Consider the following 12118-nt stretch of genomic DNA (forward strand, 5'->3'; position numbering starts at 1 on the left):
ATCTGCGCCAGGTCGTTGATCGGCCCGCACGGTACACCCGCCTGCTCCAGCTGGCTGACCCACTCGGCGGTAGTCTTGAACACCGTGGCCTGGCGAATCAGCGGGATCAGCTCGGCGCGGTTGGCAACACGCAGTTTATTAGTGGCAAACCGCGGGTCATCCGCCCACTGCGGCTGGCCGGCCACCTCGGCGAACTTGCGAAACTGCCCGTCGTTACCCACGGTCAGGATGAAGTCGCCATCGGCGGTAGGAAAATCCTGGTAAGGCACGATGTTCGGGTGCGCATTACCCAGGCGACGCGGCGCAACACCCGTGGTCAGGTAGTTCATCGCCTGGTTGGCCAGGCAAGCCACCTGCACATCCAGCAACGCCATGTCGATGTGTTGCCCGCCGCCATCGTGATCCCGGTGGGCGAGGGCGGCCAATATCGCCACCGTCGAATACAGCCCGGTGAGAATATCGGTCAACGCCACCCCGACCTTCACCGGCCCCGCACCGTCCTCACCCTCCGGGCGGCCGGTAAGGCTCATCAGGCCACCCAGGCCCTGGATCATGAAGTCATAACCGGCACGCTTGGCGTAGGGTCCGGTCTGGCCGAAGCCGGTGATCGAGCAATAGATAAGCCGCGGGTTGATCGCCCGCAGGCTTTCGTAGTCCAGCCCGTAGGCCGCCAGCCCGCCAACCTTGAAGTTCTCGATCAGGATGTCGGACTTGGCCGCCAGCTCGCGTACCAGTTGCTGGCCTTCGGGCTGGGTGAAGTCGATGGTGACCGACTGCTTGTTGCGGTTGGCCGAAAGGTAGTAGGCCGCCTCACTGGTGTTCTCGCCATAGGCGTCCTTGAGAAACGGCGGGCCCCAGGCGCGCGTGTCGTCGCCCGCCCCGGGACGCTCGACCTTGATCACCTCGGCCCCCAGGTCCGCGAGGATCTGTCCGGACCACGGTCCGGCCAGCACTCGCGACAGATCCAGCACCCGCAGATGAGATAGCGCGCCCATGGGCTGGCTCCTTATTAATAGAAAGCCTGCAGACCGGTTTGCGCACGCCCCAGAATCAGCGCATGCACGTCATGGGTACCTTCATAGGTGTTGACCACCTCGAGGTTGACCAAGTGGCGGGCCACGCCGAACTCGTCGGAGATACCATTGCCGCCCAGCATGTCGCGGGCCAGGCGGGCGATGTCCAGCGCCTTGCCGCAGGAGTTGCGCTTCATGATCGAGGTGATCTCGACCGCAGCAGTGCCTTCATCCTTCATGCGGCCCAGGCGCAGGCAACCTTGCAGGGCCAGGGTGATCTCGGTCTGCATGTCGGCCAGCTTCTTCTGGATCAGCTGGTTGGCGGCCAACGGGCGGCCGAACTGCTGACGGTCCAGGGTGTATTGGCGCGCGGTGTGCCAGCAGGCTTCCGCTGCACCCAGGGCGCCCCAGGAGATGCCGTAGCGCGCCGAGTTGAGGCAGGTGAACGGGCCCTTCAGGCCACGTACATCCGGGAAGATGTTTTCTTCAGGCACGAACACGTTGTCCATCACGATCTCGCCGGTGATCGAGGCACGCAGGCCGACCTTGCCGTGAATCGCCGGGGCACTCAGGCCTTCCCAGCCTTTCTCCAGCACGAAGCCGCGAATGTCGCCCGCATCGTCCTTGGCCCACACCACGAACACGTCAGCGATCGGGCTGTTGGTGATCCACATCTTGCTGCCGCTCAGGCGATAGCCACCGTCGACGCTCCTGGCGCGGGTGATCATCGAGCCCGGGTCGGAGCCATGGTTGGGCTCGGTGAGGCCGAAGCAGCCGATCCACTCGCCGCTGGCCAGCTTGGGCAGGTACTTCTGCTTCTGCGCCTCGGTACCGAATTCGTTGATCGGCACCATCACCAGCGAAGACTGCACACTCATCATTGAGCGATAGCCGGAGTCGATACGCTCCACTTCACGGGCAATCAGGCCGTAGCACACATAGTTGAGGCCGCTGCCACCGTACTGCTCGGGGATCGTCGCACCCAGCAGGCCAACCTCGCCCATTTCACGGAAGATCGCCGGGTCGGTCTGCTCATGGCGGAAGGCTTCGAGCACACGCGGGGCGAGCTTGTCCTGGGCGAAGTGGAACGCGCTGTCACGCACCATGCGCTCTTCTTCGGTGAGCTGCTGATCGAGCAGCAGCGGGTCGATCCAGTTGAAGCTTGCCTTGCCAGCCATGTGCGAATCCTCGGAAACGTTTTGTCGTGGGTTGATCCTAGGCCGTAACGGGCGTGGCGACAAACGAGGATTGCGCATAGTCTTGTGATAATTTCTCACTTCGTAACGGCACCAACGGCCATTTTTACGACTGATTAGTGAGGTTGACGTATATGCGGCGCAAGATCCCCAGCACCACGGCCCTGGTGTGCTTCGAGGCTGCAGCCCGCCACGAAAGCTTTACCAAGGCGGCCCAGGAGCTCTCCCTGACCCAGGGCGCGGTGTGCCGACAGGTGGGCGGGCTGGAGGAGTTTCTGAATGTGGAGCTGTTTCGACGCTCGCGCCGTGGCGTGAAGCTCACCGAAGCCGGCCTGTCCTATAGCCGCCGCGTCGCCACCCAGCTGGACGCGGTGGAGCGCGATACCCTGTCGGTGATGGGCCAGCAGGGCGCCAACGTGATCGAACTGGCCCTGGTACCGACCTTCGGCACGCAATGGCTGCTGCCGCGACTGAAGGACTTTCAGCGCCTGCACCCCGAAGTCACCGTCAACCTGACCAACCGCACCCGTCCGTTCCTTTTCGCCGACACCCACTTCGACGCCGCCATCTATTTTGGCGACGCCGACTGGTCGGGTACCCAGTCCCACCGCCTGATGGGCGAGAACCCCGTGCCGGTGTGCAGCCCGGCCTTGCTGGCAGGGCAGGCTAGCCTTAGCGCCGAGGGCCTCGCGCAACTGCCGCTGCTGCAGCAGACCACCCGACCCTATGCCTGGCGCCAGTGGTTCAACAGCCTGGAAATGAACGTTGCCCGCGACATGACCGGCCCGCGCTATGAGCTATTCTCGATGTTGGCCCAGGCCGCCATGCACGAGATGGGCGTGGCGTTGATCCCGCCCTTTCTCATCCAGCATGAACTGGGGGAGGGCAGGCTGGTGATTGCCAACCCGCATGCGCTGTCGAGCATCAAGGCGTATTACCTGATGATCCCGGAGCGCAAGGTGGAATCCGCCTCACTGCGTGCTTTTCGCGACTGGCTGGTAGCCGAGGCCCAGCGCTATACCGCGCAGCACAAGGATCAGAGCGGTTTGTTGACCCCGTAGTCAGCAAATATCGAGCCCTACAGATATACGAAAATGTCGCAAATGAGCAGACTGTTCCGGTGCACGCCAAAACACCCCTTAACCCTGCTGTTTACGGGGCCTTCGCGACATAAAACCTGTGCACAAATGCGCTTTCGCGAAATTTGTCTGAAAAAATTTCAAATTTTGCGTAATGTCCCTGAAGCCCACGGTTCGCGGGCTTCAGGCCGTTTATTGCGACATTCGGTCACAGGGTGACTTGTAGTTTATCGTTCGTCACCCTTCAGAACCGGTTGAAGCGATTCAGGATCGCCTGCAAAATGCCGCGCCCCGCCCGGATTCAGGGCGGGATCGTGCTGATCGGCCGCCCCAGACGCACCATCCGCAGTGCGCTGGTTTACCAACAAAAGATCACGCAGGAGAAATTGACGTGCACATTGGTGTTCCTCTCGAAACGCAGACGGGCGAGACACGTGTCGCTGCCACCCCCGAAACCATCAAGAAACTGATCGGCCAGGGTCATCAGGTCACTGTGCAACGTGGCGCGGGCGTCAATGCCAGCGTGCCCGACAGTGCCTATGAAGCAGCAGGCGCGACCATCGGCAGCGCTGCCGATGCGTTTGGCGCACAGCTTGTACTCAAGGTTGTGGCGCCCAACGAAAGCGAACTGGGCCAGATCAACAGCGGCACCGTTCTGGTGGGCATGCTCAACCCGTTCAACAATGACGTGATTGCCAGGATGGCCGAACGCGGGATCACCGCCTTCGCTCTCGAAGCCGCGCCGCGCACCTCCCGCGCGCAGAGCCTCGACGTGCTGTCATCGCAGGCCAACATCGCCGGCTACAAGGCCGTGCTGCTGGCCGCGCATCACTACCCACGCTTCATGCCGATGCTGATGACTGCCGCAGGCACCGTGAAGGCTGCCCGCGTGCTCATCCTGGGCGCCGGTGTGGCCGGCCTGCAGGCCATCGCCACGGCCAAGCGCCTGGGTGCGGTGATCGAGGCCTCGGACGTGCGCCCGGCGGTAAAGGAGCAGATCGAATCGCTCGGCGCCAAGTTCATCGACGTGCCGTATGAAACCGATGAGGAACGCGAGTGCGCCGAAGGCGTCGGCGGCTACGCGCGGCCCATGCCCGCCAGCTGGATGCAGCGTCAGGCCCAGGCCGTGCACGAACGCGCCAGACAGGCCGACATCGTCATCACCACCGCGCTGATCCCCGGGCGCAAGGCACCGACCCTGCTCAGCGCCGAAACCGTCGCGCAGATGAAGCCGGGCTCGGTGGTCATCGACCTCGCCGCCGCGCAGGGCGGCAACTGCCCGCTGACCGTGGCCGACCAGGTGGTGATCGAGAACGGCGTGACCATCGTCGGCCCCACCAACCTGCCAGCCCAGGTCGGTGCGGACGCCTCGGCCCTGTATGCACGCAACCTGCTCGACTTCATGAAGCTGCTGTTCGACAAGGACGGCGCCCTCACGATCAACCTCGAAGACGACATCGTCGCCGCGTGCCTGATGTGCCGCGACGGCCAGGTCATCCGCAAGAACGGATAAGGAGCCAGACAATGGAAGACATGCTGATCTCTCACGGCGTCTACAACCTGATCATCTTCGTGCTGGCCATCTATGTGGGCTACCACGTGGTATGGAACGTGACCCCGGCGCTGCACACCCCGCTGATGGCGGTCACCAACGCCATCTCCGCCATCGTCATCGTCGGCGCCATGCTGGCCGCCGCGCTGACCGTGACCCCGCTCGGCAAGACCATGGGCACCCTGGCGGTGGCCCTGGCAGCGGTCAACGTGTTCGGCGGTTTCCTCGTCACCCGGCGCATGCTGGAGATGTTCAAGAAAAAGGCCGCGAAGGCTGAGGGGAAGAAGTAAACATGAGCATGAACCTGGTAACCCTGCTCTACCTTGTCGCCTCGGTGTGCTTCATCCAGGCGCTCAAGGGCCTGTCGCACCCGACCACCTCGCGGCGCGGCAACCTGTTCGGCATGCTCGGCATGGCCCTGGCGGTGATCACCACCGTCGGCCTGATCTACAAACTGGGCGCGCAGCTGGCCACCGACGGCATCGGCTACGTGATCGTCGGCCTGCTGGTGGGCGGCACTGCCGGCTCGATCATGGCCAAACGCGTCGAAATGACCAAGATGCCGGAACTGGTCGCCTTCATGCACAGCATGATCGGCCTGGCGGCCGTGTTCATCGCCATCGCTGCCGTGGTCGAACCACAGTCGCTGGGCATCGTGGCCAGCATCAGCGACCCGATTCCGGTCGGCAACCGCCTGGAGCTGTTCCTTGGCGCCGCCATTGGTGCGATCACCTTTTCGGGTTCGGTCATCGCTTTCGGCAAGCTGTCGGGCAAGTACAAGTTCCGCCTGTTCCAGGGCGCGCCGGTACAGTTCAGCGGCCAGCACAAGCTCAACCTGGTGCTGGGCCTGGCCACCATCGCCCTGGGTCTGATCTTCACCTTCACCGGCAACCTGACCGCCTTCGCCCTGATGCTGGCCCTGGCCTTCGTGATGGGTGTACTGATCATCATCCCGATCGGCGGCGCCGACATGCCGGTGGTGGTCTCGATGCTCAACAGTTATTCGGGCTGGGCAGCGGCGGGCATCGGCTTCTCGCTGAACAACTCGATGCTGATCATTGCCGGTTCGCTGGTGGGTTCGAGCGGCGCGATCCTCTCGTACATCATGTGCAAGGCGATGAACCGTTCGTTCTTCAACGTGATCCTCGGCGGCTTCGGCGGCGCTGCAGAAGCGGCCGGCCCGGCCGGTGCCAAGGAGGCGCGCCCGGTGAAATCCGGTTCGGCCGACGACGCCACCTTCCTGCTGAGCAACGCCGACACCGTGATCATCGTGCCCGGCTACGGCCTGGCGGTGGCCCGTGCGCAGCATGCGCTCAAGGAACTGACCGAAAAGCTCACCCACAACGGCGTGACCGTGAAGTACGCGATCCACCCGGTGGCGGGGCGCATGCCCGGGCACATGAACGTGCTGCTGGCCGAGGCCGAAGTGCCCTACGACCAGGTGTTCGAGATGGACGACATCAACTCCGAGTTCGGCCAGGCCGACGTGGTACTGGTGCTCGGTGCCAACGACGTGGTCAACCCGGCGGCCAAGAACGATCCCAAGTCGCCGATTGCCGGCATGCCGATCCTCGAAGCCTTCAAGGCCAAGACCATCATCGTCAACAAGCGCTCCATGGCCAGCGGCTATGCCGGCCTGGACAACGAACTGTTCTACTTGGACAAGACCATGATGGTGTTCGGCGATGCCAAGAAGGTCATCGAAGACATGGTCAAAGCCGTGGAATAAGCCCTTGAAAAGGCTGTGACAAATAGCCCCAGCGCGGTACCGGCTGGGGCTTTTTAATGCCCGCCCAGCCGACAGAAGGCTCTACTTCAGGCCTTCGCATTCGACCTTGGTCGCGGGACGCCGACAGGCGAAATCAATAGACTGCGCATCTAGCTTTAGTAGCCCGAGATAATAATCCATGTACCGTGATCGTATTCGCTTGTCCTCTTTGCACAGCAAGGTAATGAGTGCGGCCGATGCCGCAGGTTTGATCGAGGACGGCATGACCGTCGGCATGAGCGGTTTCACCCGTGCCGGCGAAGCCAAGGCCGTGCCCCACGCACTGGCCGAGCGAGCCAAGCTGTCGCCGCTGAAAATCAGCCTGATGACCGGCGCCAGCCTGGGCAACGACCTCGACAAGCAGCTGACCGAAGCCGGTGTGCTGGCCCGTCGCATGCCGTTCCAGGTCGACAGCACCCTGCGCAAGGCCATCAACGACGGCAAGGTGATGTTCATCGACCAGCACCTGTCGGAAACCGTCGAGCAACTGCGCAACCAGCAGCTCAAGCTGCCGGACATCGCGGTCATCGAAGCGGTCGCGATCACCGAAGACGGCCACATCGTGCCGACCACCTCCGTGGGCAACTCGGCCAGCTTCGCCATTTTCGCCAAGCAGGTCATCGTCGAGATCAACATGGCGCACAACGCCAACCTCGAAGGCCTGCATGACATCTATATCCCGACCTACCGGCCGACCCGCACGCCGATCCCGCTGGTGAAAGTCGATGACCGCATCGGCAGCACCGCGATCCCGATCGACCCGGCCAAGATCGTCGGCATCGTCATCACCGAGCAGGCGGACTCGCCGTCCACCGTATTGCCGCCGGACGACGAAACCCAGGGTATCGCCAACCACCTGATCAACTTCCTCAAGCAGGAAGTCGACGCCGGGCGCATGACCAACAAGCTCGGCCCACTGCAGGCCGGCATCGGCAGCATCGCCAACGCGGTGATGTGCGGTCTGATCGACTCGCCGTTCGAAGACCTGACCATGTACTCCGAAGTGCTGCAGGACTCGACCTTCGATCTGATCGACGCCGGCAAGCTGAGCTTTGCCTCGGGCAGTTCCATCACCCTGTCGACCCGTCGCAACGCCGACGTGTTCGGCAACCTGGAGCGCTACAAGGACAAGCTGGTACTGCGTCCGCAGGAAATCTCCAACCACCCTGAAGTGGTACGGCGCCTGGGCATCATCGGCATCAACACCGCACTGGAGTTCGACCTGTACGGCAACGTCAACTCCACCCACGTGTGCGGCACGCGCATGATGAACGGCATCGGTGGCTCGGGCGACTTCGCGCGCAACGCGCACCTGGCCATCTTCGTCACCAAGTCCATCGCCAAGGGCGGCGCGATCTCCAGCGTGGTACCGATGGTCAGCCATGTGGACCACACCGAGCACGACGTGGACATCCTCGTCACCGAGCAGGGCCTGGCCGACCTGCGTGGCCTGGCGCCGCGCGAGCGCGCCCGGGTGATCATCGACAACTGTGTGCACCCGGACTACCGCGACGCACTGAACGACTACTTCACCCGCGCCTGCGAAAAGGGTGGGCACACCCCGCACATCCTGCGCGAAGCCCTGCAGTGGCATGAAAACCTGGAAGAAACCGGGCGCATGCTGGCCAGCTGAAGCCGTCCCTGTACAGCCGGTGGCGCGCAATGCGCACCGGCTGTACAGTTGCCCGGCTCAACCGTTACACAAACTGTTCTACTGTACCGGTGTTTTGACGGTACCTTCCTACGCAAAATCCCCTCATTGACCCTAAATTGCACCATTTCAGTGCGGACCAGTACAGTTGCGTCCAATCCGAGTGCAACAGTCTGCATAAACAGTTAACTGGCCCATCACAATGCAGGTGAACTGTATCTACTGTTATGGACGACACAGGAGGATCATTGGCATCAGTTAAATCACTACCTAATGCCGCCACAAGCGGAAGGATGACACCATGGAACGTACACTCAGTTCCGATCTGGCTTTTGAAAACAACGCTCAACAATCCCAGGGTTCGCTGCCACTGCGCCTGCTGGCCAACCTGATGCTGTGGCAACGCCGCATCGCCAGCCGCCACCAACTGGCTCGCCTGGACTCGCGTCTGCTGGCTGATGCCGGTATCAGCGAAGCGCAACGTTACGAAGAGCTGAGCAAGCCTTTCTGGCGTTGATGCAGGGCCCGCCGGCCAACGCTGGCACCCCAAATTCAAAAACCCGTCGCAGGTGACTGCTGACGGGTTTTTTTGTTTGAAAGGCCCGTGCCAGAGCATTCGAACCCAATACCAGTACAGTTTTTATAAACCAAAATATCACCAGTACAATCGTATAGCTGCGCTGCAGGAGCCGGCAAAGCAGACGCCACTGCACCACCTGCTGCATAATAGCCGGGCCCATATTCAGGAGATCGACCATGTCCCGTACCCGCCTGCTTGGCGCCGCAATGCTGCTGGCCCTGGCCTCCACTGCCCACGCATCCAGCTTCGTGGTCACCACCGATACCGTGGTGCGTGGCGTTGCCGCCTCCACCAACGCGACCTCCGATGCCTCCTCATCGCTGCGCGATGACAAGATCGTGCGCGCCGCCCGTGACGACGCCGCCAGCTTCGTCGCCAGCCAGGGCGCCATCCGCGGTGTGAAACTGGAAAGCGCCTTCGCCCACATCCGCCAGCAGGCCCCGACCCTGCAGGCTTCCGACGCCCAACTGGCCCAGGCGATCCTGGCCATCTGAACCGCGCAAGGGCCCGGTACACGTAACAACGTGTAAAAGCCGGGTACCCTGCGCTGGTCCCCACCCGCGCATTGGGATAGCCTTGCCGCCTGATTTCACAGCCAACCAGACCTCATGCGTTATTTGCTACCGCTGCTGCTCGCACTCTGCGCGTCGACTGCCGCCCAGGCCTTCGACCTGACCACTCAAAGCCTTGTGATTGCGGGCTACGCCACCAGCAAGGTGACCACCGCCCCGTTCGATCGCAAGCTGATCCTGGCCGCCCACGACGATGCCGCCGCCTTCGTCGCCAGCGACGGCGCCCTGCGTGGCGCACAGCTGGAAGCCGCCCTGAACGCACTGCGCCAGCACACCCCCGAACTTCATGCCAGCGACCTTGAACTGGCGCAGGCAATTCTCGTCCAATGATCACAACCGATTTTCCGGAGATGCTCCATGCGTAAACCGCTGATTGCCGCCACCCTCGGCCTGATGCTGCTGGCCGACGTGGTCCAGGCACAAACCCTGGTGGCCACCAGCAATATCATCGTGCGTGCCTTTGGCCGCTCGATCGACTTCACCTCCGACACCACCACCTCGATCCGCGACTCCAAGGTCGTGCGCGAGGCCCGTGACGATGCCGCCAGCTTCGTCGCCAGCCGTGGCGATATCCGTGGCGCGCAACTGGAAGCTGCCTTCGATACCCTGCGCCAGCGCGTCCCCGAAGCACGCGACGCCAGCGACCAGGTGCTGGCCGAAGCCATCCTGTCGCTGTGAAACCCCTTGCCTGGCTGTTGGGCTGCGTACTGACGCTGCTCGGCGCCCCTGCGCTGGCCGACCTGCAACTGCACCTGCAGGCAGACGGCCTCGACCCGCAACAGCAGCGGGCCAGCCAGGCATTGCTCGACGAAGCCCTGCAGGCCCTGCCGCCACGCTTGAAGGCTGAGCTGGACCGCCGCGTCGACGTCTTCTGGACCACCCGCATGCCCGAAGACGCCTATGGCCAGGCGTCGCTGGTATCGAGCCTGGAGCTCAACCGGCGCCTGCTGCCGGGCCTCACCGATGGCAGCGCTGCCACCGCGCAGACCGGTCGGCCGCATGGCACGGTGCGCCAGGAGCTGCTGGCCACCGTTCTCCACGAGCTCACTCACCTGTATGACCGCGCCCGCCTGTGGCCAGCGCCCGAGCGCCGGCTGATCAGCCGCTGCGTGCGCCAGAACACCAGCCTGGGCAAGGTGGGGCTGCCCGATGAATGCCGCGGCCAGACCGAACGCCGCTTCACCCTCAGCGACGACCCGCGCCTGCTCGACCTCGCCGGCTGGCCGCAATACGTGGGCCGGCGTGGCGAGCGCGAACAGCACAACCGCCAGATCGCACGCACCCCGGACAGCTACGAGCTGAGCAGCCCCAAGGAATTCATCGCGGTCAACATGGAGTACTTCCTCCTCGACCCGAGCTACGCCTGTCGCCGCCCGGCCCTCTACAAGTACCTGCGCGAGCATTTCGACTGGGCGCCTGCCGTTGCCGAGTGCGCGCCGGGGCTGCCGTTCCTCAACGCCGGCAACGACTTCGACAAGCAGCCGCTGGGCCAGGTCGACCCCGAACGCGTGTACGCCGTGGACTTCCTGCTGGCCGAAGCCAACCAGAACTGGGTCAGCCGCTGGGGCCACAGCATGCTGCGCCTGGTGATCTGCGCGCCGGGGCGCCCACGCGGTCCGGACTGCCGCCTGGACCTGGACCAGCACCTGGTGCTCTCGTACCGTGCCTTCGTCAACGACGTGCAGCTATCGAGCTGGGACGGCCTGACCGGCGCCTACCCCTCGCGCCTGTTCGTGCTGCCACTGGCACAGGTGATCGACGAGTACACCAAGACCGAACTGCGCAGCCTGGCTTCGATCCCGCTCAAGCTCGACCGGGACGAAATCGAAGACCTGGTGCGCCAGGCTGCCGAGATGCACTGGAACTACGACGGCCACTATTACTTCCTGTCCAACAACTGCGCGGTCGAAACCCTCAAGCTGCTGCGCAGCGGCACCGGCAACCCGCGCCTGGCCGGGCTCGACAGCATCATGCCCAATGGCCTGCTCGAGGTGCTGCAGGGTCGTGGCCTGGCCGACATGAGCGTGCTCGACGACCCGCGCGAAGCCTTGCGCCTGGGCTACCGCTTCGACTCCTACCGCGACCGCTACCAGGCCATGTTCCAGGTGCTCAAGCAGCACCTGCCGGTGCCGCAGGCCAGCGTGGAGGCCTGGCTCGAACAGCCACCCGCCCAGCGCCAGCAATGGTTCGCCCAGGCCGACCTGCGCACCAGCGCGGCCTTGTTGCTGCTGGAACAGGCCGGCCTGCGCCGCCAGCTGCTGCTGGCCCAGGACGAGGTCAAGCAGCGCTACCTCAGCGGTCGCGAGCTCAACGACACCAACGTGGCCCAGGCCAACAGCACCCTGCAGCAGATCCTCGCCAACAGCGGCTTTCTCAGCAAACCGGCCGAACTGCTGAGCGGCAGCGGCTACGGGCTGCCCCAGGCCAGCGAACGCCAGCAGCTGGAGCAGGCCAGCAGCCAGCGCCAGCAGCAACTGCAGCGCCTGACCGGCGACCTGGACAAGGAAGTACGCGCCTTGCTCGGCCCCGAGCGCGCCGCCGAAATCGCCGCCGTCGAAGCCAACCTCAAGCAGCTCGGCGAACACCTGCGCGCATTGCACAAGGCCGCGGGCGGGCTGCAATTGCCCTGAGTCGGTAGTTGACTTTGTAACTGCCTGTGCCACTATTTCGCCGCTTGAAAAATGGCATTTGGCTGCCATTGCGCCCC

Annotated in this window: 12 protein-coding genes (1 of these 12 running past the window's edge); 10 read left to right on the forward strand and 2 right to left on the reverse strand. The window is 63.6% G+C overall.

The window, feature by feature from the left end; translation table 11 throughout:
- Both ACPRTJ_RS09555 and ACPRTJ_RS09560 read right to left on the reverse strand, forming a co-directional pair.
- Nucleotides 1-995: the 5' portion of a CaiB/BaiF CoA transferase family protein gene (locus ACPRTJ_RS09555; RefSeq protein ID WP_043862337.1), read on the reverse strand. The gene continues 226 nt to the left of window position 1, outside the view; the window shows 995 of its 1221 coding nt (coding positions 1-995); its start codon is at nucleotides 993-995; the stop codon falls past the left edge of the window.
- A 14-nt stretch (nucleotides 996-1009) separates the two neighbouring features.
- On the reverse strand, nucleotides 1010-2191 hold the full coding sequence (locus ACPRTJ_RS09560) for an acyl-CoA dehydrogenase (protein ID WP_054916007.1): 1182 nt from the start codon (nucleotides 2189-2191) through the stop codon (nucleotides 1010-1012).
- 152 nt (nucleotides 2192-2343) lie between these two features.
- Here ACPRTJ_RS09560 and ACPRTJ_RS09565 point away from each other — a divergent pair, with 152 nt between their 5' ends.
- From ACPRTJ_RS09565 to ACPRTJ_RS09610, 10 genes are all read left to right on the forward strand, one after another.
- Complete coding sequence (locus ACPRTJ_RS09565) at nucleotides 2344-3270, forward strand: LysR family transcriptional regulator (RefSeq protein ID WP_315405533.1); 927 nt, start codon at nucleotides 2344-2346, stop codon at nucleotides 3268-3270.
- A gap of 409 nt (nucleotides 3271-3679) precedes the next feature.
- Entirely contained in the window at nucleotides 3680-4801 is a 1122-nt protein-coding gene (locus ACPRTJ_RS09570) for a Re/Si-specific NAD(P)(+) transhydrogenase subunit alpha (protein ID WP_043862334.1), read from the forward strand.
- Between the two features lie 11 nt (nucleotides 4802-4812).
- Nucleotides 4813-5130, forward strand: a complete 318-nt coding sequence (locus ACPRTJ_RS09575) for an NAD(P) transhydrogenase subunit alpha (RefSeq protein ID WP_043862333.1) — start codon at nucleotides 4813-4815, stop codon at nucleotides 5128-5130.
- A gap of 2 nt (nucleotides 5131-5132) precedes the next feature.
- Nucleotides 5133-6569 carry an NAD(P)(+) transhydrogenase (Re/Si-specific) subunit beta gene (locus tag ACPRTJ_RS09580; RefSeq protein WP_043862332.1) on the forward strand — a complete coding sequence of 479 codons (1437 nt, stop codon included), beginning with the start codon at nucleotides 5133-5135 and terminating at the stop codon, nucleotides 6567-6569.
- Nucleotides 6570-6747: 178 nt separating this feature from the next.
- On the forward strand, nucleotides 6748-8241 hold the full coding sequence (locus ACPRTJ_RS09585) for an acetyl-CoA hydrolase/transferase family protein (protein ID WP_043862331.1): 1494 nt from the start codon (nucleotides 6748-6750) through the stop codon (nucleotides 8239-8241).
- 319 nt (nucleotides 8242-8560) lie between these two features.
- Entirely contained in the window at nucleotides 8561-8776 is a 216-nt protein-coding gene (locus ACPRTJ_RS09590; protein ID WP_043862330.1) for a DUF1127 domain-containing protein, read from the forward strand.
- A 239-nt stretch (nucleotides 8777-9015) separates the two neighbouring features.
- Nucleotides 9016-9333 carry a DUF2388 domain-containing protein gene (locus tag ACPRTJ_RS09595; protein WP_043862329.1) on the forward strand — a complete coding sequence of 106 codons (318 nt, stop codon included), beginning with the start codon at nucleotides 9016-9018 and terminating at the stop codon, nucleotides 9331-9333.
- Nucleotides 9334-9447: 114 nt separating this feature from the next.
- Nucleotides 9448-9741: a DUF2388 domain-containing protein gene (locus ACPRTJ_RS09600; RefSeq protein ID WP_054916009.1), complete on the forward strand. Its 294-nt coding sequence runs from the start codon at nucleotides 9448-9450 to the stop codon at nucleotides 9739-9741.
- Between the two features lie 27 nt (nucleotides 9742-9768).
- Complete coding sequence (locus ACPRTJ_RS09605; RefSeq protein WP_043862327.1) at nucleotides 9769-10089, forward strand: DUF2388 domain-containing protein; 321 nt, start codon at nucleotides 9769-9771, stop codon at nucleotides 10087-10089.
- Nucleotides 10086-12041 (forward strand): DUF4105 domain-containing protein, encoded by a 1956-nt coding sequence (locus ACPRTJ_RS09610; protein WP_426428698.1) that lies wholly within the window; start codon nucleotides 10086-10088, stop codon nucleotides 12039-12041. The genes ACPRTJ_RS09605 and ACPRTJ_RS09610 overlap by 4 nt, the downstream gene beginning before the upstream one ends.
- Nucleotides 12042-12118: the final 77 nt, after the last annotated feature.

Origin of the sequence: Pseudomonas palmensis (assembly GCF_049942755.1) — a bacterium.
In the GTDB taxonomy this organism is placed as follows: Bacteria; Pseudomonadota; Gammaproteobacteria; order Pseudomonadales; family Pseudomonadaceae; genus Aquipseudomonas; species Aquipseudomonas palmensis.